Origin of the sequence: Burkholderia singularis, from assembly GCF_001718875.1 — a bacterium.
In the GTDB taxonomy this organism is placed as follows: Bacteria; Pseudomonadota; Gammaproteobacteria; order Burkholderiales; family Burkholderiaceae; genus Burkholderia; species Burkholderia singularis.
Genome location: NZ_CP013449.1, coordinates 1,904,470 through 1,924,216, shown reverse-complemented (window position 1 = coordinate 1,924,216; position 19,747 = coordinate 1,904,470). Strand labels below are relative to the sequence as shown.

Below are 19,747 nucleotides of genomic sequence, written 5' to 3'. Positions count from 1 at the left end.
GCCGCGCGTTTGCCGTGCCACCGAATGATAAAAATATCGCAAGAAACTGCTGGTTCGTGGCGGCGCGTTTGCGCGCCGCTTGTCGCGTTGACGCTGCTCGCGGGGTGCGCGTCGACGCCGGATGCCATTCAGCGCAAGACCGGCTGGATGCGCAGCGAAGTTGCCGATTCGTATATTTACGTTTATCCGCTCGTGTTGATGGACGTTGCCCGGCAAGCCGACGCGGCGGGCGGCGTGCCGGGCAACACGCTGCGCCATGCGCGCGCGCTGCCCGCGCCCGGCGCGCCGAATCCGCCGCTCGCGAGCAGCGACATGCTGGCTTCGACCGCGTGGCTCGATGTTCGCGACGAGCCCGTCGTCGTGGTGCTGCCGGCTTCGCGCGACCGTTATCTCGACGCGCGCGCACTCGATATGTGGACCAATGTGCTGTGGTCGACGGGGATGGCCGGTTCGGGGGCGCGCGCGAATGGGCGGCCGGATCGCCCGGCGGCGATCGTTTTCGCGGCGCCCGGCTGGACGGGCAAGCTGCCGGCGGGCGCCGTGCGGGTCGATGCGCCCACGCAGGGTGTCTGGCTCGACGTGCGCATCAGCGCGGCGGGCAATCACGATCTGGAAGCTGCCAGGAAACTGCAGCGCGCGATTCGCGTCGTGCCGCTATCGGCCTATATCGGCGCGACCGGCACGCGCGGCGCATCGGCCGCGCGCCGCCCGGCGGCTTCGGCCGGCCACGCGCCGGCGGGGCAGCCGATGGCGAACGCTCAGGCGCCGGCCGGCGCACGGTCTGCAGAGCAGCCGCGGCCGCTGGCCGATCGCGCGGCGGCAGCCCAATCGGGCACGGCGCAACCATCGTCCACGCTGCAACCGGCGGCGGAATTGCCGTCAACAAACGCAACGCGGGGCGGCTCGTCTGCCGGTGGTCGTCCGCCAGGCGACGCCTCGGCGGGGGCCGCCGCGTCCGATCTCGGGCCGGTGGAGCAGGTCGCTGCGCTCGATCCCAACGCGTTCTTCTCGCGCGCCGCGCGCGCGTTGCAGGACAATCCGCCGCCCGCGGCCGACGCGCATGCGCAGCAAATCCTCACGGATATCGGCGTGACGGCCGGTGCGTCCGTACAGTGGCAGGGCGACCGGCTGGCAGCGGCCGAGCGCGGTGTCGCCGAGGCGCGCGTGCGGCTTGCGGCGCCGCCGCCGAACGCGATGAGCGCGAACGGCTGGAGCTGGCTTGGCGACGGTGTCGGCAACTATGGCGTCGATTATGCGTTGCGGGCGTATGCCGCGTCGACGCAGTTCGACGCCGCGACGTGCTCCGATGAAGCGCTCGCCGTCGTCAAGACCGACAGCGCGGGCCGGCCGTTGAACGGCGCGTATCGCTACGCGATCCGTTTCGCGGCGAATGCGCTGCCGCCCGTGCGCGCATTCTGGTCGCTTGCACCGTACACGCCGGATGGCGCGTTGCCCGAGCTGGGCCACGGCCGCCGTTCGCTTACCGGACGCGACCTGCATCGCGGCCGCGACGGCTCGATCGAGATTGCCGTGTCCACGACGCCGCCCGGCGGCCGCGCATCGAACTGGCTGCCCGCGCCACGCAGCGATTTCGCGCTTGCGCTGCACCTCTACGCGCCGAAACGTCAAGTCTGCGACGATAATTGGCGCCCGCCGGCGGTCGTTCGCAAGTGAACGTTTGCACACGTCGCCCGGTCATAAGGCCGCGTGCGACGTGACTGCACGGCAAAACGCACATGCCTATACTGGCAAAAGCCGCGCCCGTTCCGAATTTTCCCCGCCGCGATGGCGGCATCATGCATTTCATTCATGGCAAGCTTCGACAAAGAACCCGTCCAATCGACCTTGCACAAGCTTGGCGATGCCGCCCGGTCGCGCCGCGCGAAGCGCACCGGCATCGGCGCGCTGATTTTCGTCATACTGTTCGGACTGCTGGGCTTTTTCGCCGCGCCGCCGTTGATCCGTCATATCGCCGAGCAGCAGTTGAGCCAGCAACTCGAGCGTCCCGCGACGATCGAGCGCATCGCCTTCAATCCTTATACGCTGCGGCTCGAAGCCGACGGCGTGCGAATCGGCGAGCGCGGCGGGCAGGGCGGTTTCATCGACATCGGCACGCTCGTCATGCGCGCGTCGTGGGCGTCGGTCGCGCGCCTTGCGCCGATCGTCGACGAAGTGCGGCTCGACGATCCGCATTTGCGCGTCGTTCGCTATGACGCGCAACGTTTCAATTTCACCGATCTGATCGACAAATTTTCGAAGCCGTCGCCGCAGCCCGACAGCAAGCCGGTGCGCTTCTCCGTCTCGAACATCCAGGTCAACCGCGGGCGGATCGATTTCGACGATCGCCTGCTGAACGAAAAGCATGTCGTCGATCAATGGTCGCTCGGCATTCCGTTCATCGCTACGTTGGCCTCGAAGAGCGACGTCTTCGTCGAGCCGAGGCTGCGCGCGCGCGTCGACGGCAGTCCGTTCGTGATCGACGGTAAGACCAAGCCGTTTGCGCAGTCGCGCGAATCGTCGATCAATCTGAAGTTCGACGGGCTCGATTTGCCGCGGCTGCTGTCGTATGCGCCGACCAAGCTGCCCGTCGACGTGCGCGCGGGCAAGCTCACGAGCGACGTCAACGTGAATTTCGCGATGTCGGGAGACCTGCCCGCGCTGCGGATATCGGGCACGGCCGATTTGCGCGACGCGCAGGTGACGAGCCATGCAAACGAGCCGCTTTTCGCCGCGCGCGGCGTGCATGTGGCGGCCGCGCAGCTCGAGCCGTTGCGCAACGCGCTGCATTTCGACGAGATCCGGATCGATCAGCCGGTCGTTGCGCTGACGCGCGACAAGGCCGGGCTGCTGAACGTGCAGAAGCTGGCCGGCGCGTCGTCGCCGCCGGTGGACGGCGCGGCGGGCTCCGCGAACGCGGTTTCGGCACCGGGCGCCGTGCGTGCTGCCGCGACGCCGGCGGCCGTGGACGCGTCCGCGTCCTCCGCCGTCGCGGCCCACGCTGCGTCGGGCCCGGTTGCCGCGCCCGTGCGGCGCGACGCACAGCCGCTCGATCTGACGATCAAGCGCTTCGCGATCAACGACGGTACGCTGAACGTGGCCGACGCATCGCTCGCGACGCCGGCGGCCATGTCGTTTACGCACGTCGCGGCGACGCTCGCCGATTTCTCGCTCACGGGCCACGCGCCCGCGCGCTACACGCTCGCGACGGACCTCGCGAGCGGCGGCGCGATCAACGCGCAAGGCGCATTCAATCTTGCCGCGCGGCAGGCGGACACGAAGCTCGCCATCGATGCGTTCGCGTTGTCTGCCGTGCGCCCGTATTTGGCCGGTGCGACCTCCGCGCACGTGCTCGACGGCGCGCTCAGCACGACGCTCAACGCGAAGGCGGACTGGTCGAAGACGCCGTTCGACGCGCAAGTGACCGACAGTGAACTTGGGCTGAAATCGCTGAAGATCGCGTTGCCGGATTCGAAGACGCCCGCGATCGTGGTGCCCGATGCACGCGTGAAGGTGACGAAAGTCGATCTGGCTGCGCGCCGTGCCGAGATCGCGAGTGTCGATGCGGCGGGCCTGGCGCTGGACGTCGCGCGGCTGCCGGACGGGCGGATCGATCTGGCGGCGCTCGGCGAATCGCGCGGCAAACCGGCAGGCCAAGTGCGCGCGCACGCGCCGTCGTCTCGTCCGGCCGAGCGCGGCGTGGCGGCCGAGCCTGCCTGGCATTACAAGATCGACGAGTTGAACGTGAAGGACGCCCGCGCGAATTTCACCGACCGCTCGACGCCGCGTGCCGTGAAGCTCGCGTTCGCGCCGCTGCAGCTCAGCGTGCGGCAGATCAGCGACGATCTGACCCGGCCGTTGCCCGTCAAGCTCACGGCGACGCTCAATCGCAAGGGCTCGCTCGACGTATCGGGCGACGTGACGGCGACGCCGCTGAAAGTCGGCCTGAAGCTGAACGGCAACCGGCTCGACGCGGCCGCGTTCGAGCCGTATTTCGGCAGCATGCTGAACGCGACAATCGCGAGCGCGCTGCTGAACGCGAAGGGCGATCTCGCATTCGAGCAGACGAAGCAGGCCGCGCGCGCGTCGTATCGCGGCGATGCGGCGCTCGTCGACGTGCGTTTGCTCGACAAGGCGACGTCCGATCCGTTTGCCGGCTGGCGTTCGCTCGCGCTCACGAATCTGAAGGCGAATTACGACGGCGTGCGCGGCACGGACGTCGACGCGGCGCGCGTGACGTTCTCGAATTTCTACGGGCGCGTGCTGCTCGACGCGCAAGGCAAGCTGAATTTGCGGCAGGTCGTGGCGCACGAAACCGGCCCGGCGAAGTCGCTCACACGCGATGCGAGCGGTAAGGAGCCGGTGCCGCTTTCGCCGCCGGCCGCATCGGGGATGGCCGCCGCCGGCGAGCGGGCGGCAGGCGGGGCGGCCAGCGCGCATGCCGGGGCGGCCGCCTCCGATGTGGCGGCGCACGTGTCGAATGCGGCTGCGCTGGCGCAGGCGGCCCCGGCCGCTGCCGAATCGTCCGCGTCCGAATCCGCCGCCGCACCGGCGGGCGCGTCCGCTGCGGTGATCGTGAAGGCGGCCGCGCCGCCGGCGCATCCGGTACGGCTGCATTTTGGCCAACTGCTGCTGCAAAAAGGCCGCGTCACGTACACCGACAACTTCATCAAGCCGAACTACTCGGCGAATCTCGTTGCGATCAACGGCACGGTCGGCGCGTTCGGCACCGATTCCACCACGGCCGCGCCCGTCAACATCGATGCGAAATTGGCCGCCAACGGGCCGATCGCGATCAAGGGCACGGTCAATCCGCTGATCGAGAAGCCCGCGCTCGACTTGACGGCGACCGCGCACGACATCGAGCTGACGAACCTCACGCCGTACTCGGCGAAGTATGCGGGTTATCCGATCACGAAAGGCAAGCTGAACGTGGATCTGAGCTACAAGCTCGACAATGACCAACTCACCGCGAACAATCACATCTTCATCGATCAGCTGACGTTCGGTGACCACGTCGACAACGACACCGCGACGAAGCTGCCGGTGCGGCTCGCGATTTCGCTGCTGAAAAACTCGCAAGGCCAGATCGACGTGAATATTCCGGTATCCGGATCATTGTCGAACCCGGAGTTCAGCATCGGCGGGCTGATCTGGCGCGCGGTGCTGAATCTGATCGCGAAGGCCGTCACGTCGCCGTTCACGCTGCTTGCGCACGCGTTCGGCAGCGGCAGCGAGGAGCTCGGCTACGTCGAGTTCGAGCCGGGTTACGCGAAACTGTCCGACGCGGACCAGAAGAAGCTCGATACGATCTCGAAGATGCTTGCGGACAAGCCGTCGATCCGGCTCGACCTGATCGGCCGCGTCGATCCCGATAAGGATCTGCCGGGCCTGCGCGATGCGTATGTCGAGCGGCTCGTCAAACAGCAGAAGCTCAAGGACGTAATCGGCCAAGGCGAAAGCGTCGATCCGATGACCGTGAAAGTCGAGCCGGCCGAATACTCGAAGTACCTGACGAAGGCGTACAAGGCCGCCGATTTCAAGAAGCCGCGCAATATGATCGGTTTGACGAAGACGCTGCCCGACGCCGACATGAAGAAGGCGCTAGCGGAGCACGCGCCGCTCGATGAATCGGCGCTGCTCGCGCTCGCGCAGAACCGCGCGCAGGCGGTGCGCCGATATTTGGACGGCAAGGTCGATGCGAACCGAATCTTCATCGTCGCGCCGAAGCTCGACGCCAAAGGCATCGACGACAAGGGCGCGACAACGCGCGTCGACTTCGGGCTGAAGTGACGCACGCGGCCTCGAACGGCGGCGCTGACGCGGCCCGGCGGCCAGATGCATCGCACGCGCCGCTGCGTCAGCGCGCTTCGCCAGCCGGTTCGCGCTTGTCGAGTTCCTTACGCGCGGCGATCGGAATGCGCGGATCGTCCCATTCGCTCAACCATGCGATTTCCTTCGCGCTGAACACCTGCCCGTAATTGCGCAACGTGTATTGCAGCGAATCGATGATGTGGTGACGAATGATGTCGGGGGTGCGCTCGTCGTCGAGCACGCAGCGCAATGCTTCCAGCGTGGCCATCGTAATGCTCCGGATCGTGATCGGCCCGTTATCGCACGTCAATAGTGTTTCGCCAACTTGGAAAAAAAGCGCTTGCGTGCGCGGCAAATGCGCACATCGCGCGATCGGCAAGCCAAACGGCAGGAACACGGTGCAGGCGGATCGAAATCGCGGCGCATGTGCTTCGTCTGCTTGCAGTAGCGACGGGGGATCGTGCGGGCCGCGGATCGACTCGATCAGCCGGAATTCGCGGTGCTCGACGGCCTGGTCCGCCCGCGCTTGGCGCGCTCGGGCGGCGCGCCGATCAGTGCGCCGAGCCTCGCCGTCGCGTCCGCCGGCTCCACCGGGTTGTAGACCGCCATGCTGAGATCCGGCCGGCCGTCCACCGCGAAGACGGAGTACTCGAACCCAAGCGGGCCGAGCACCGGGTGCCGCACGCGCTTGACGGTTTCTCCATGCGCTTCGCTGATGTGATGGTCGCGCCACATCGCATCGAATTCTGGGCTGAGCCGGCAAAGCTCGTCGACGAGCGGCTCGACGTTTGCCGCCGCGCCCGCGCGCGCCGCGTCGACCCTGAATGCGCCCACCACGAACCGCGCCGCGCTGGCCCAATCCTGATGCGCGGCGCGAGCACGCGGATCGAGGAACACGGTGCGCAGGATATTGCGTTGTTCTGGCGGCAGCGCGCCGTAGTCGGTCAGCATTACGGTCGCCGCACGGTTCCATGCGACAACGTCCCACGTTGCCGTCCGGATGATCGCCGGGCTCGGGTCCAGCGCGTCGAGCACGCGCTGCAACCGCGGCGTGACGCCTTCGTTCTTCTGATAGCGTACTTCGGGCGGATGGCCGAGGCCGAGCACGAACAGATGTTCGCGCTCGAAGTCGGTCAGCATGAGGGCGCCGGCGATCCGGTCGAGCACGTCCGCCGACGGCGCGCCGCCCCGCCCCTGCTCCAGCCAGGTGTACCAGGTCGGGCTGATATGCGCGCGCTGCGCCACTTCCTCGCGGCGCAGGCCGGGCGTGCGGCGACGCTCGGACGGAAAGCCGAACGCGGCCGGATCGAGCTTCATCCGGCGGGTTCTCAAATAGGTTCCCAGCGGATTGCCCGATGGGTCGCGCTTAGTCATCCTGCTGTCCTGTTAATGATCATAATATGATGACGTCACTACTTTACCAGGATAACGCGTGGATCGATCATCGCCTGCATTGCATACCTGCGGAGAAATGCGATGCGTGTATTCGTCACAGGCGCGACTGGCTGGATCGGCTCGGCCGTCGTCAGGGAACTGATCGAAGCCGGCCATCAGGTGCTTGGCCTGGCCCGTTCGGATCAAGGGGCCGACGCATTGGCGGCGGCGGGGGCCGAGGTCCAGCGCGGCTCGCTCGAAGATTTGGACAGCATCAGGCGAGGCGCGGAGCAATCGGACGGCGTGATCCACACCGCCTTCAATCACGATTTCTCGAAATTCGCCGAGAATGCGGCGCACGAGCTGCGCGTGATCGACACGATCGGCGCCGTGCTCGAAGGCTCCGAGCGTGCGTTCGTGGCGACGTCGGGCATCGCGCTGCTCGCGCCCGGCGGCATGGCGACGGAGCAGACGCCGGCCCGCGAGCCGTCCGCGTCGTTTCCGCGCAACCCGGAGGGCGCGATTGCGAGGCTGAGCGCGCGGGGCGTGCGCGCGACGGTGGTGCGGCTTCCGCCGTCGGTTCACGGTCATGGCGACCGTGGCTTCATTCCGCGCATCGTCGGCTTGGCGCGCGACAAGGGCGTTTCGCCTTACATCGGTGACGGTCTCAACCGTTGGCCGGCGGTGCACCGCGTCGATGCCGCCCGTGTGTTCCGGCTGGCTTTCGAGCATCGCGCGGAACAGGGGCCGTTTCATGCGGTTGCCGATGAGGGCGTGCCTTTCAAGGCGATTGCCGAGGTGATCGGGCGGCGCTTGCAGGTGCCGGTCGTGTCGCTGTCGCCGCAGGAGGCGCACGCGCATTTCGGCTGGCTCGCCGCGTTTGTGGGCACGGACTGCCCGGCCACGAGCGAGCGGACGCGGGCGGCGCTGGGCTGGCAGCCGCAGCAACCCGGGCTCATCGCCGATATCGATCATCCGGCTTATATGGGGCGATAGTCTCGGTCTTCTCGACTGGCTCGACAGTGGTGGCCGCGATTTCGATTGCTGCACGGCCGGTTCGTTGTCGGGCGTGAGGCGGGCGGGACAGACGGGACGCGCGAAACGCGAAACGCGAAACGCGAAACGCGAAAAAACGCCCGGCAGCCGCGCGGTAGCATCGCGGCTTCGGCCGGGCGCCGCGCGCCGTATCGCTGCGGCCGGTACGCCGGCATGCACGGCGCGTATGAAATCGATTGAGTCACCAACGGCGCGACGACCGCATCGCCGCGCGATCATGGAGGCCGCGCGTTCCCCGGCCGCGCGGCAACGGGCGGCCGGGCGGCTTGCATCAGCGCTCGAGGCCGAGGCCTGGCAGCACGCGCGTTCCTTCCTGCGCAACCGATTGCAGCGAGCGCGGCTCAAGGCCGAGCGCGCGCAGGATCGTCGGCGCGACTTGCGTCGTCAGCACCGGCTCGGCGATAGTGCGGCCCTGATGGAAACCGGCATACGACACGACGAGGCCGAGATGGCTGTCGTCCGGCGCGTTGCCGCCATGCTCCTCGTCCTTTTTCTTGCTCGATGTATAGATCACACCCGGATTCGGCTGCACGATGATATCGGGCGTGCGGCCGAGCGCCGGATCGCCGAAGTGCCGCGCAAGCTCCGCGCCGGACAGGATGTAGGCCTGCGGGCCGTCCGCGCAGATGCCCGGCGCATTGCAGCCGAGGTTCGCCTTCAGCTTCGCGACGACCGCATCGCGTTGGCTCGGGTCGCGCAGCCAAATGAGGCCGACGTCGTCGGTCTGCACGAAGCCCGTGCCGACGAGGCCCGAGCCGTCGTTCAGATTGCCCGTCGCGGTGTTGTTCTGGCCGAAGTTGCCGTTCGGATCGACGAAATTGTTTGCTTCGAGAAGCGCCGTCAGCGTATCGCCGTTCTTCACGAGCTTCGTGTGATCGGACGGTGATTGGCCGTGTTTTGCCGTCACGATCACGACGGTCGAATCGGACAGGCCGCGCTGCTTGAGTTCGCCGACGATGCGGCCCAGCGCCCCGTCAACGTAGGCAATCGCATTGGCAACTTGCGGCCCCGGCGTGAAGCTCGCGTCGAGATAGCCGCCGCCTTTCGCGACCGTCGCCTTCTGCGCGACCGACAGCGTCTGGAAGTTCGTGCCGAACAGCGTGGGCACCGGCGCGCTTTGCTGGCCGGTCGAATCCTTGCCGTCGATCTGGTTGAGGATCGCCTGCACGTGATAGTTGTCGAACTTTTCGGTGTGCGTATAGACGTCGGTGTAGCTGGTGTTCGTCGCCGGGTCGATCGAGTTGATCTCGGTGCGCGCGAGGTCGTCGACACCCTTGCCGGACGGGCCGTTCAGCCAGTCGTAGCCCCACGCGTGCTTGTCGGCCCACGCGGTGCGCGCGCCGCGGATGTGTTCCTTGACGACTTCGAAGATCGTGTTCGTCTTTACATAGTTGTGCGGATAGACGGGCACGCACTGGCCGTTCACGCGCGCGTGCGGGATCGCTTGCGGATTGAAGGCGCCGCCGCCGTCGAGGTGCGTAAGCGCGCCGCCGTTTTCGCCGTCGATGCCGGTCGTCTCGTCGAATACGACGTTCCAGCCTTGCTTGCCGGAGCACGTCGTGTCGGACGGCGCGTACAGCGTGCGGTCATACGATACGTCGTAGAATAGGCCGGCGGTTTTCGGCGAGCCGCCCGTCACGAGCGCGGCGAGGCCGGGGAACGAATCCGACAGGCCCGGCGTGTGCGCGTTCGTATACGTGACGCCGGATTTCGCGAGCAGCGCGAGATTCGGGCAGGTGTTTGCGCCGATGCAGCGCGCGACATCCTGTTCGTGCAGGCCGTCGACGCTGATGAGCAACACGTGCTTCGCGTCGGCGGTGCGGGGATCGTGATGCCGGTCGCCATCCCGATCCCACGCATAGGCGGGCGAAGCGCTCGCGAACGCGAGCACGGCGGCGCTGAACATTGCGGCGATTTCAAGTTGCTTGCTGTGACTTTTCATCTATCGACCTCGTCGTTTGAACGAACTGACCCACACCCGGGGCAGCAATCTGCGCGCTGATTGCGAAGCCGTCGTGACGCATCGCTTTCGTTTGTCTGTCGGGTGAGTGGCGGGCCGCGTGATGAAGGGCGCAGCGCGAATTGTGAGAATTTGTTGCGGCGCCGGCTGCGCTGGCGCCCGGACTGGGCGTGCCGAGACGACCGCGTGCGCGGCGCGCCCAATGGACGTCGTTGTGCTTACCGCGGCGGCTCGCCGCAACGGTCTGTGGCGCGTGCATGCGCCAATGAGTGCTGCATTGCCGCCGCGCTGGCGTTCCGGCCGCATTCTGCGCCAAGCGCGCGTGCCGGCGCGCGTGCGATGCGCAAACCGCGTGTCGCGCGGCCGGCTCGAACGCCGTCGTCTCGTTGGACTTACTCGGCCGTTTCGTCGAGACCGCGCTGCAGCAGCTCGGTCAGCAGCCCGGTCATCCCGCCCGGATGCGATGCGGCGCGTTCGGTCAGACGCGCGACCAGCTCGATGTTGAGCTTGCACGCGAACGGCACGATTCCTTGCGCCTGGTCGAGCCTGCGCCGTTCGCGGCGATCGGGCGTCGACGCTTCGGAGCCCTTGCCGAAGCGCGCGGATGCCGACTGTTTCATCGCATGCGTCAGTTTCAACGCCTTATTCTTTTCGAGATCGGTTTTCTTCATTGCCATCGCATTCATCTCCCGCCGTTTTGCTGAAAGGACCGGATTGTACGCGTGCGTTTGCCGATACAATGCGGCAGCACGTCCGACCGACTTCCCGATTCATGAGCCATCCTCCCCGAGCGTTTCTGCTGGGCCCTTTGCTGAAGGGCGTTTCCCGTTCGTTCTATCTGACGCTGCGCGTGTTGCCCGCCGGGATGCGCGACCCGATCGGCCTGGCTTACCTGCTCGCGCGCGCGGCCGATACGATCGCCGATACGTCGCTGATCGCACCCGCGCAGCGGCTTGAATTGTTGCTGTCGCTGCGCGCGCAGGTGCGCGGCACGCCCGATGCGCATGCGCTGGCGCGAATGGCTGGCGAGGTGGCCGGGCAGCAGGCCGTGTCGGATGAAAAGACGTTGCTCGAATCGCTTGGCCCTGCGCTTGCGGTGTTGTCGCAATTGAGCGCATCCGATCGCGACGCGGTGCGAGACGTCGTGACGACGTTGACCGAAGGAATGGAATTCGATCTGCGCACGTTCCCCGACGAGCATTCGGGCCGCGTTGCCGCGCTGCCGGCATGGCCGGCGCTCGATCGTTATACCTACCTGGTGGCGGGTTGCGTCGGCGAATTCTGGACGAAGATGACGTGCGCGCATTTGCCCGGCTTGCTCGCCGAGCCGCCCGGCACGATGGCCGAGCGCGGCATCCGCTTCGGCAAGGCGCTGCAATTGACCAACGTGCTGCGCGATTGCGGCAAGGATTTGCGTATCGGCCGCTGCTATTTGCCGCAAACGATGCTCGATGAACTCGGGCTGCGCGCCGAGGATCTGTTGCGCCCGGATGCGTCGCTGCGCGCGCGGCCGCTGCTCGACGCGCTCGTGCGCACGACGCTGGAGCATTTCCGCGCGGGCATCGACTACACGTTCGCGATTGCGCGCCGTGCGCCGCGCTTGCGGCTGGCTTGTCTGTGGCCGATCGTCATCGGATTGAAGACGCTTGCGTTGCTGGCATCGAACGACGCGTGGCTCGATCCCGCGCACGCGTCGAAGGTTCGGCGCGGCGATGTGTACCGGATCGTCGCCCGCTCGATTCCGCTCGCGATGTCGAACCGGATGCTGCGTGCGTGGCTCGACGGGTTGATCGCCGATGTCGACGCGCGGCTGGCGGCGCGGTGACGGATGTCGGGGCCGGGATTGAAGGCTTCCATGACGCTCGTGTGACGGCGGCATATCGCGCGGCCATGCGCATGCGCCGCCCCGCGGACAGAGAGGTCCGTTGCCTGTCGCGCTTGAATCGCGCTTGACCGCGCTTGAAAACCGCGCTTTCGCCGCCATCTACACGCAGGCCGTTTCCGGCCTGCCAGCACTTCGGAAGAGGAAAAATCGATGCGCCTTCTACTCGCGTTGCTGCTGCCCTGGCTGCAGTTTTTCACGATTGGCCGCCCGTTCGCGGGCATCATCTGCCTGATTCTGCAAATCACGCTGATCGGCTGGCTGCCGGCCGCGATCTGGTCCGTGTATGCGCTCAGTCAGTACAACACGGATAAAAAGATCGAACAGGCATTCGGCCGGCGCGCATGACGCTCGCGCGGCGCGCGCGTGCGCGCCGCGCCGCTTGCCGAATCATTTGACGGCGAACAGCGTCACGTTCATGAACAGCTTGAATGCATAGCCGAGCGTCACCGCGCCGGCCACGCCGCCGAGCCACAGCATGGCGAACCATAGCCAGCCCGGCAGCCGCGCGCCGCGCACGTCGGCAGCGCGCGTATCAGTGGTGGTAGTAATGCTGGTCTTCATGACGCACCTTGCCGCGAAATACCCAGTAACCCATTGTCGTGTACGCGATGATGATCGGCAGGATCACGGCTGCGCCGACGAGCGTGAACATCTGGCTCGAGCGCGGCGCCGCGGCGTCCCATAAAGTCAGGCTTTGCGGAATCGCATACGGCCAGATGCTGACGAGCAGTCCGGCGTAGCCGAGCAGCACGAGCGCGAGCGCGATCACGAACGGCATCGTGTCGTGCCGTTCGCGAACCGCGCGGCGCATCCACAGCGCGCATCCGATCACCAGGAACGGCACCGGCAGCAGCCGCCAGAGCAGGCCCGAGGCGAACCAGCGCTGGGCGATGTTGGCATCCTGCAGCGGCGTCCAAAAGCTCACGATCGCGATGAAGCCGAGCAGCACGACGGTAAGCGGCCACACGACACGATGCAGGCGCCGCTGCAAATCGCCTTCGGTTTTCGCGACGAGCCAGCAGCAGCCGAGCAGCGCGTAGGTTGCGACGAGGCCGAGGCCCGTCAGCAGGCTGAACGGCGTGAGCCAGCCGAATGCGTCGCCGGCGAAGTGGCCGTCGCCGTTGACAGGAATGCCTTGCAGGAACGCGCCGAGCGCGACGCCCTGAAAAAACGTCGCGCCCGTCGAGCCGCCGATGAACGCGAGATCCCACAGATGCTTGGTGCGCCGCGCCTTCGCGCGGATCTCGAACGATACGCCGCGAAAAATCAGGCACACGAGCATGAAGACAAGCGGCAGATACAGCGCCGACAGCACGGTCGAATAAACGATCGGAAACACGGCGAACAGGCCCGCTCCGCCGAGCACGAGCCAGGTTTCATTGCCGTCCCACACGGGAGCGACGGTGTTCATCATCAGGTCGCGCTCGCTTTCGGCGGGGAAGAACGGAAATACGATGCCGATGCCCAGATCGAAACCGTCGAGCACGACATACATGAACAGCCCAAGCGCGATGATCGCAGCCCAGATTACGGTGACATCCATGATTTGACCTCGTTGATGGGGCGCGCCGGTTTTATGCGGCGTCGATCAATTGACGCGCGGCCGACAGCGGGCGGCGCGCGGTTTGGTCTGGGCGCGGCTGCGTGTCGGGTGCCTCGTCGGGCAGCGCAGGCCCCTTCTTCATCAGCTTCAGCATGTAGTAGACGCCGGTGCCGAACACGAGGAAGTAGACCACCACGAACGTCATCAGCGATACGCTGACTTGCTGCGCCGACAGCGGCGACACCGCCTGCGACGTGCGCATCACGCCGTAGACGACCCACGGCTGGCGGCCAGCCTCGGTCGTCACCCAGCCGGCGAGCAGCGAGACGAAGCCGCTCGGACCCATCGCGAGCGCGAGCTTGTGAAACCATTTCGCGTCGTAGAGCCGGCCTCGGCGGCGCAGCAACCATGCAAGCACGGCGACGCCGATCATCGCGAAGCCTAGCCCCACCATGATGCGAAAGCTCCAGAACACGACGGTCGAATTCGGCCGGTCCTCGGGCGGGAACGACTTCAGCCCGCGAATTTCGCCGTCCCAGCTATGCGTGAGAATCAGGCTGCCGAGATGCGGGATTTGCAGCGCGTAGCGGGTGGTTTCCGCGTTCATGTCGGGGATGCCGAACAGGTTGAGCGGCGTGCCGCCCTGTTCGGTATCCCACAGGCCCTCGATCGCCGCGATCTTCGCGGGCTGGTGGCGCAGCGTGTTGATGCCGTGCTGGTCGCCGACGACCGCTTGCAGCGGCGCGAGCACGAGCAGCAGCCACAGCGCCATCGAGAACATCTTCTTGACGGCCTTGTCGCGGCGGCCCTTCAGCAGATGCCATGCGCCGACCGCCGCCACCACGAGCGCGGCGACGATGAACGCCGCCAGCGCCATATGCGCGAGCCGGTACGGGAACGACGGGTTGAACACGATTTGGAACCAGTCGGTCGGCACGATGCGGCCGTCGACGATCTCGAAGCCCTGCGGCGTCTGCATCCAGCTATTGGACGCGAGAATCCAGAACGTCGAAATCAGCGTGCCGAGCGCGACCATCAGCGTTGCGCCGAAGTGCGCGCGCGGGCTCACGCGATTCCAGCCGAACAGCATGATGCCGAGGAAGCCCGCTTCGAGAAAGAACGCGGTCATCACTTCGTACATCAGCAGCGGGCCGGTGACGGAGCCGGCGAAGCTGGAGAAGCCGGACCAGTTCGTGCCGAACTGATAGCTCATCACGACGCCCGACACGACGCCCATGCCGAACGCGACGGCGAAAATCTTCGACCAGAACAGGCAGAGATGCTTGTAATACGCTTTGCCGGTTTTGAGCCAGCGGTATTCGAGCACGGCGATGAAACTCGCGAGCCCAATGCTCAACGCCGGAAAAACGATATGGAAGGAGACAGTGAATGCGAACTGCACGCGGGCCAGATCGAGGGCCGAAAGAGCGGTTTCCATGCGAGTAGACCGTAGGGGACGATACCCGTCGGCGGGGCTGCCGGCGGACCCTGCGCCGGGCGCGCGGCGTGGCGGCGCAAGGGTTGGTCCGAAGTATGGAGCGCTGTGTTGCGGTGCGAAATGCGCCAACTCGTCGCAGATGTCCAGCGAATAATCGAGGTTTATCGATCTAAATCGTTGATTGATATCAAATTTGATGTGTTTGGCAGGCATGGTGCGCGGCGCGGCGGGATGACGCACGTGCGGCAATACACCGCGCCGCAGCGAAGCGAATGACTGGGACTTCGGGCAGGCCGTTGGGCTGCCGGCGGCGTCGGTGAGCGTGCGCGACCGGCGGCGCGCGGATGCCGTCATGCCAGGTTCGGCGGCATCCGCGCGAATTGCGTACACTCGACATCTCGCTTCACCGTGCGCGGGCGCTTTTTTCGACGAAACTCCGACAGGTAACCAGATGATCGATTTACGCAGCGATACCGTAACGCGCCCGAGCGCGCCGATGCTGGCCGCAATGACGGCCGCCGAAGTGGGCGACGACGTATGGGGCGACGATCCCACCGTGCAGCGTTTGCAGGCCGCCGTTGCCGAGCGCGCGGGCAAGGAGGCGGGGCTCTTCTGCCCGAGCGGCACGCAGAGCAATCTCGTGGCGCTGATGGCGCATTGCGGCCGCGGCGACGAATACATCGTCGGGCAGGCGGCGCATACGTATCGATACGAAGGCGGCGGCGCGGCGGTGCTCGGCAGCATTCAGCCGCAGCCGATCGAGAACGCGGCCGACGGCACCTTGCCGCTCGACAAGATCGCCGCCGCGATCAAGCCGCTCGACGATCATTTCGCGCGCACACGCGTGCTCGCGCTCGAGAACACGATCGGCGGCAAGGTGTTGCCTGCCGGCTATGTCGAAGAAGCGGCCGCGCTCGCGCGCCGCCACGGACTCGCGACGCATCTGGATGGCGCGCGCGTATGCAACGCGGCAGTGGCGTCGGGGCGCTCGCTTGCCGAGCACTGCGCGCCGTTCGATACGGTCTCGATCTGCTTCTCAAAGGGGCTCGGCGCGCCGGTCGGCTCGGTGCTTGTCGGCAGCCGCGAGTTGATCGCGCAGGCGCGCCGCTGGCGCAAGATGCTGGGCGGCGGCATGCGGCAGGCGGGCCTGCTCGCCGCGGCCTGCCTGTATGCGCTCGAACACAATGTCGAGCGCCTTGCCGACGATCATGCGAACGCCGGGCATCTCGCGCAGGGGCTTGCGCGGATCGGCGAGATCAAGGTGCTGTCGCAGGCGACGAACATGGTGTTCGCGCAGTTTCCCGAAGCCGATTGCGCGCCGCTCGAAACGTGGCTGAAGGCGCGGGGGATACTCACGCAAATGCTCTATTCGACACGCTTCGTCACGCATCTCGACGTGTCGCGCGACGATATCGATACGGTCGTCGACGCAATCAGCGCTTACTTCGCGCGTTCGCGCGCGTGATGCCGGCGCCGGTGCGTCGCGCGGCCACCGCGCCGGTGTTGCCGGGCGCGCGAGCCGTGCCGGCGGCAAGCGGCGGCGCGAGCAGGCGCCGTGCCGCGTCGACGACGCGCGCGGACAGCGATTCCATCGTGGGCGACTGCACGGCCCATGCGTGCCAATATAACGATACGTCCGTCACACGTCCCGGCGCGAGATCGACGAGACCTTGTTTCGCGAGCGGCCGCGAATCGAGCAGCAGCTCGGGCACCATCGCGTAGCCTAGGCCGTGCCGCACGGCGGCGAAGTGAGCGTGCGTGCCGGGCACGTAGTGGCACGCAAACGCGCCTTCCGGCAAGCCGAGCCGTTCCTTTAAAAACGAGAATTGCAGCGCGTCGCGCCGGCTGTGCGCGACGATTGGCGCTTGGCGCGCGCCCGTGCGCGTCAGGCCGTCGGGAAACCAGCGTGCGGCGAACCCGGTCGCGGCGAGCAGCCGGTAGCGCATCGAGCCGAGCGGCGTCGCCGTGCAGCCGCGCATCGGCTTGCTTTCGGTGGTCACGCAGCCGATCGCCATGCCGCTTTCGAGCAGCGCATAGGTGTGGTCCTGATCCTCGACGATCAGCTCGAACAGCATCCGCTCTCCGGCGAGCACCGACGTCAACGCGGGCAGAAACCACGATCCGAGGCTGTCCGAATTGAGCGCGATGGTCACTGCGATGGTCGAGCCGTGCTCTGCGGCGAGATCGGCTTGCAGATCCGCATGCAGCAGCGCGAGGCGGCGCAGATGCTGCAGCACGCGTTGACCGGTGGCCGTCGGCCGGCATGGGCGCGTGCGGAGCAAAAGCGGCGCGCCGATGCTCGTCTCCAGTGCCCGCACGCGCTGGGTGACCGCCGACGCCGTGACGTGCAGCCGCGCCGCCGCCTGCTCGAAACTGCCGGTGTCCGCGACGGCGAGCAGCGCTGCCGCCTGTTTGGGATCGATCGTCATGGGTTGCGGATGGAGTGGTTTAGGCCATGCGAAATTCTAAGAAAAATTTAGCATATTTAACTTCGGCTAAATATTGTAGCGAATACGGCATCGCTGCTCGACAATCCGTGCGCACGCCCGCGGCTGGATAATCTTGCCGGTTTTCAGTGCCGAGGCTGCATCGGCGGGTTGTACGGCGAGCTGTTCAACCCATTTTTCACTGCCGCACGGATACGAAAAAGAGAAGGATCACGACATGATCGACCGCAGGCCGAATGCGATGCTGAATGCAGCACGCAATGCAGCGCTGCCGCGCGAGTCCGTGCACCAGCCGCGCTTGCGGTGCATGCCGGCGCATCGCGTGGCCGATGCAGGCGTAAACGCACGCGCACGCGCGGGTGCCGCCGCTGCCATCGCGAAGACAGCGCCCGGGATTGACGCGGCCGAACGCGCCTGCGTGATCGAATGGTTTCGTATCCTCGGCTGAGCGGCGGATCGAATGCATACGCTCTATCTGATTGCGATCGTCGCGGAGGCGATGTCAGGTGCGCTGATGGCGATGCAGCGCGGCATGGACCGCTTCGGTCTGGCCTTCGTCGGCGCGGTGACCGCGTTGGGCGGCGGTACGGTGCGCGACGTGCTGCTCGGCCGCTATCCGCTGACCTGGATCGCGCATCCGGAATACTTGCTGCTGACGCTGGCGGCGGCGACATTCGCGTCGATGACTGCGACGCACGTGGCGCGCTTGAAGTCGTGGTTCACCGCCGTCGACGCGCTTGGGCTCGCCGCGTTTTCGATCATCGGCTGCGATGTCGCGGCGAGCGTCATCCCCAGTCCGGTCGTGATCGTGCTGGCAGGCGCGATCACGGGCGTTTGCGGCGGGATGCTGCGCGATTTGCTGTGTAACGAAGTGCCGCTCGTGCTGCGCAAGGAGCTATATGCGAGCATCGCGCTGCTGACGGGCGCGCTGTATGTCGGATTGCAGGCGCTTGACGCGCCGCACGGCATCGCAACCATTGCGGCGCTGCTGAGCGGATTCGCGTTGCGCATGCTGGCCGTGTGGCGAGGCTGGCGGATGAAGGCGTTTGGTCCGCTCGACGCAGGCTGATGGGGAGGCCTGCTCGGCACGTGCCGATCGGGCCTGCATATGGCTGCCGTGACGGAGGTGTTGATCCGGCGACGGCACAAGTGCGCTCATCGTTTTCATCGCCGACGTTTGCGGTGGAATGCTGGAGGTGTGCGCACGGCTCGGCGCGCGTCGGGCATGGCGTGTGAGCATGGTTATCAGCGCAATCTGCCGCACGCATACGCGAGCTTGATGACGGACGTTGCGCCGTCCCCGCAGCGATCGGCCCGGCATGGATGCATCGTGACGCCCGAACCGCTCGGCGCGCGTTGCGCCGACGGAGGAGTCATGAGCGGCAAGCGCCGCCCGGACATACCGTCGGCGCGTTCATGCAGGCACGACGATCGGCGTCGCACCGTCTCCCGCATCGACGAGCTTCACACGAAACCCGTAACAACGCTCGAACAGATCGGCGCGCATCACCTCGGCGGGCGCGTCATCGGCGATGATCGCGCCGTTTGCGAGCAGCGCGAGCCGGTCTGCATGGCGAGCGGCGAGATTCGGATCATGCATGATCGTCAGGACGCCGATGTTCCATTCGCGGGCCAGATATCGCGACAGAGCGAGCACTTGGTGCTGATGTGCGAGATCGAGTGCGGCGGTGGGCTCATCCAGCAGCAGATAGCGCGCCGCGCTCGCGGATGCGCCGCTCGGCCAGAGTTGCGCGATGGCGCGCGCGAACTGCACCCGCGCCAACTCTCCGCCCGAAAGCGTCGTGACGTCGCGGGGGCCGAGCGCCGCCGCGCCGGCGAGTGCGAGCGCTTGCGACGCGATATCGTTGTCTTCCCGCGTGAGCGCGCCGGTGCGCCGCGCGTGAGGGTAGCGGCCGAGCCGCACGATTTCCGACACGCTGAACGGGAACGCAGGCAACGACGCTTGCGGCAGCACCGCGCGCAACCGCGCGAGACGCGGCGCGGGGATCTTGCCGAGCGGTTCGCCGTTGAGCGTCACCGCGCCGCGGAGCGTCGCGTTGCACGCCACGCCTGAGGCTTTCAAATCGCCCGCCAGTACTTCGAGCAGCGTGCTTTTGCCTGCGCCGTTGCGTCCGAGCAGGGCGGTGACGCGGCCGGGGACGATGCGGATCGACAGATCGCGGAGGATGGTGTTGTCACCACGGATAACGTGAAGATGATCGGCGGTCAGCAT

The 19,747-nt window shown here is 66.5% G+C and carries 16 protein-coding genes; 7 read left to right on the top strand and 9 right to left on the bottom strand.

Annotation, left to right across the window (positions count from 1 at the left end; genetic code table 11):
* Positions 1–24 precede the first annotated feature (24 nt).
* Positions 25–1,674: a DUF1254 domain-containing protein gene (locus AQ611_RS23840; RefSeq protein WP_069236289.1), complete on the top strand. Its 1,650-nt coding sequence runs from the start codon at positions 25–27 to the stop codon at positions 1,672–1,674.
* A gap of 135 nt (positions 1,675–1,809) precedes the next feature.
* Positions 1,810–5,790 carry a DUF748 domain-containing protein gene (locus AQ611_RS23835; RefSeq protein WP_069236288.1) on the top strand — a complete coding sequence of 1,327 codons (3,981 nt, stop codon included), beginning with the start codon at positions 1,810–1,812 and terminating at the stop codon, positions 5,788–5,790.
* 67 nt (positions 5,791–5,857) lie between these two features.
* Here the strand turns inward: AQ611_RS23835 and AQ611_RS23830 are convergent, their stop codons facing one another.
* Together AQ611_RS23830 and AQ611_RS23825 are read right to left on the bottom strand one after the other, a co-directional pair.
* Positions 5,858–6,079, bottom strand: a complete 222-nt coding sequence (locus AQ611_RS23830; protein WP_059512867.1) for a hypothetical protein — start codon at positions 6,077–6,079, stop codon at positions 5,858–5,860.
* 215 nt (positions 6,080–6,294) lie between these two features.
* The gene (locus AQ611_RS23825; protein WP_069236287.1) at positions 6,295–7,185 is read right to left on the bottom strand and encodes a helix-turn-helix transcriptional regulator; all 891 of its coding nucleotides are present in this window, start codon (positions 7,183–7,185) and stop codon (positions 6,295–6,297) included.
* 102 nt (positions 7,186–7,287) lie between these two features.
* On the opposite strand from AQ611_RS23825, the gene AQ611_RS23820 reads away from it, so the two are divergent.
* The gene (locus tag AQ611_RS23820) at positions 7,288–8,181 is read left to right on the top strand and encodes an SDR family oxidoreductase (protein WP_069236286.1); all 894 of its coding nucleotides are present in this window, start codon (positions 7,288–7,290) and stop codon (positions 8,179–8,181) included.
* Positions 8,182–8,512: 331 nt separating this feature from the next.
* Here AQ611_RS23820 and AQ611_RS23810 read toward each other — a convergent pair whose 3' ends face one another.
* Positions 8,513–10,183, bottom strand: a complete 1,671-nt coding sequence (locus AQ611_RS23810; RefSeq protein ID WP_069236284.1) for an alkaline phosphatase family protein — start codon at positions 10,181–10,183, stop codon at positions 8,513–8,515.
* A gap of 410 nt (positions 10,184–10,593) precedes the next feature.
* A complete protein-coding gene (locus tag AQ611_RS23805; RefSeq protein WP_069236497.1) occupies positions 10,594–10,878 on the bottom strand; it encodes a hypothetical protein in 285 nt (94 codons plus the stop codon).
* A 95-nt stretch (positions 10,879–10,973) separates the two neighbouring features.
* Between AQ611_RS23805 and AQ611_RS23800 the strand changes: the two genes are divergently transcribed.
* Together AQ611_RS23800 and AQ611_RS23795 are read left to right on the top strand one after the other, a co-directional pair.
* Positions 10,974–12,026 (top strand): phytoene/squalene synthase family protein, encoded by a 1,053-nt coding sequence (locus AQ611_RS23800; protein ID WP_069236283.1) that lies wholly within the window; start codon positions 10,974–10,976, stop codon positions 12,024–12,026.
* A 210-nt stretch (positions 12,027–12,236) separates the two neighbouring features.
* Positions 12,237–12,431: a YqaE/Pmp3 family membrane protein gene (locus AQ611_RS23795; RefSeq protein ID WP_059512712.1), complete on the top strand. Its 195-nt coding sequence runs from the start codon at positions 12,237–12,239 to the stop codon at positions 12,429–12,431.
* A gap of 42 nt (positions 12,432–12,473) precedes the next feature.
* Here AQ611_RS23795 and AQ611_RS25235 read toward each other — a convergent pair whose 3' ends face one another.
* From AQ611_RS25235 to AQ611_RS23785, 3 genes are read right to left on the bottom strand one after another with little or no spacing between them, the layout of a single operon-like run.
* Positions 12,474–12,647, bottom strand: coding sequence for a hypothetical protein (locus AQ611_RS25235; protein WP_082711696.1), 174 nt, complete (start codon positions 12,645–12,647; stop codon positions 12,474–12,476).
* Positions 12,619–13,629, bottom strand: coding sequence for a cytochrome d ubiquinol oxidase subunit II (gene cydB / locus AQ611_RS23790; protein ID WP_069236282.1), 1,011 nt, complete (start codon positions 13,627–13,629; stop codon positions 12,619–12,621). Before cydB ends, AQ611_RS25235 begins: the two co-directional genes overlap by 29 nt.
* 31 nt (positions 13,630–13,660) lie before the next feature.
* Entirely contained in the window at positions 13,661–15,067 is a 1,407-nt protein-coding gene (locus AQ611_RS23785; protein WP_059512716.1) for a cytochrome ubiquinol oxidase subunit I, read from the bottom strand.
* A gap of 451 nt (positions 15,068–15,518) precedes the next feature.
* On the opposite strand from AQ611_RS23785, the gene ltaE reads away from it, so the two are divergent.
* Complete coding sequence (gene ltaE, locus AQ611_RS23780) at positions 15,519–16,532, top strand: low-specificity L-threonine aldolase (protein ID WP_069236281.1); 1,014 nt, start codon at positions 15,519–15,521, stop codon at positions 16,530–16,532.
* Here ltaE and AQ611_RS23775 read toward each other — a convergent pair.
* On the bottom strand, positions 16,501–17,496 hold the full coding sequence (locus AQ611_RS23775) for an HTH-type transcriptional regulator ArgP (RefSeq protein WP_069236280.1): 996 nt from the start codon (positions 17,494–17,496) through the stop codon (positions 16,501–16,503). The two genes, ltaE and AQ611_RS23775, sit on opposite strands and share 32 nt — an antisense overlap.
* Positions 17,497–17,974: 478 nt before the next feature.
* On the opposite strand from AQ611_RS23775, the gene AQ611_RS23765 reads away from it, so the two are divergent.
* A complete protein-coding gene (locus AQ611_RS23765) occupies positions 17,975–18,583 on the top strand; it encodes a trimeric intracellular cation channel family protein (RefSeq protein WP_069236278.1) in 609 nt (202 codons plus the stop codon).
* Positions 18,584–18,928: 345 nt separating this feature from the next.
* Here the strand turns inward: AQ611_RS23765 and AQ611_RS23760 are convergent, their stop codons facing one another.
* Entirely contained in the window at positions 18,929–19,747 is an 819-nt protein-coding gene (locus AQ611_RS23760) for a heme ABC transporter ATP-binding protein (protein ID WP_069236496.1), read from the bottom strand.

Excerpts from the sequence above, each read along its gene's own strand:
- AQ611_RS23835 (WP_069236288.1), top strand. The coding sequence starts at position 1,810 with ATGGCAAGCTTCGACAAAGAACCCGTCCAATCGACCTTGCACAAGCTT.
- AQ611_RS23805 (WP_069236497.1), bottom strand. The coding sequence starts at position 10,878 with ATGGCAATGAAGAAAACCGATCTCGAAAAGAATAAGGCGTTGAAACTG.
- ltaE (WP_069236281.1), top strand. The coding sequence starts at position 15,519 with ATGATCGATTTACGCAGCGATACCGTAACGCGCCCGAGCGCGCCGATG.
- AQ611_RS25235 (WP_082711696.1), bottom strand. The coding sequence starts at position 12,647 with ATGAAGACCAGCATTACTACCACCACTGATACGCGCGCTGCCGACGTG.
- AQ611_RS23795 (WP_059512712.1), top strand. The coding sequence starts at position 12,237 with ATGCGCCTTCTACTCGCGTTGCTGCTGCCCTGGCTGCAGTTTTTCACG.
- AQ611_RS23810 (WP_069236284.1), bottom strand. The coding sequence starts at position 10,183 with ATGAAAAGTCACAGCAAGCAACTTGAAATCGCCGCAATGTTCAGCGCC.
- AQ611_RS23830 (WP_059512867.1), bottom strand. The coding sequence starts at position 6,079 with ATGGCCACGCTGGAAGCATTGCGCTGCGTGCTCGACGACGAGCGCACC.
- AQ611_RS23825 (WP_069236287.1), bottom strand. The coding sequence starts at position 7,185 with ATGACTAAGCGCGACCCATCGGGCAATCCGCTGGGAACCTATTTGAGA.
- AQ611_RS23820 (WP_069236286.1), top strand. The coding sequence starts at position 7,288 with ATGCGTGTATTCGTCACAGGCGCGACTGGCTGGATCGGCTCGGCCGTC.
- cydB (WP_069236282.1), bottom strand. The coding sequence starts at position 13,629 with ATGGATGTCACCGTAATCTGGGCTGCGATCATCGCGCTTGGGCTGTTC.
- AQ611_RS23775 (WP_069236280.1), bottom strand. The coding sequence starts at position 17,496 with ATGACGATCGATCCCAAACAGGCGGCAGCGCTGCTCGCCGTCGCGGAC.
- AQ611_RS23765 (WP_069236278.1), top strand. The coding sequence starts at position 17,975 with ATGCATACGCTCTATCTGATTGCGATCGTCGCGGAGGCGATGTCAGGT.
- AQ611_RS23785 (WP_059512716.1), bottom strand. The coding sequence starts at position 15,067 with ATGGAAACCGCTCTTTCGGCCCTCGATCTGGCCCGCGTGCAGTTCGCA.
- AQ611_RS23840 (WP_069236289.1), top strand. The coding sequence starts at position 25 with ATGATAAAAATATCGCAAGAAACTGCTGGTTCGTGGCGGCGCGTTTGC.
- AQ611_RS23760 (WP_069236496.1), bottom strand. The coding sequence starts at position 19,747 with ATGCTGACCGCCGATCATCTTCACGTTATCCGTGGTGACAACACCATC.
- AQ611_RS23800 (WP_069236283.1), top strand. The coding sequence starts at position 10,974 with ATGAGCCATCCTCCCCGAGCGTTTCTGCTGGGCCCTTTGCTGAAGGGC.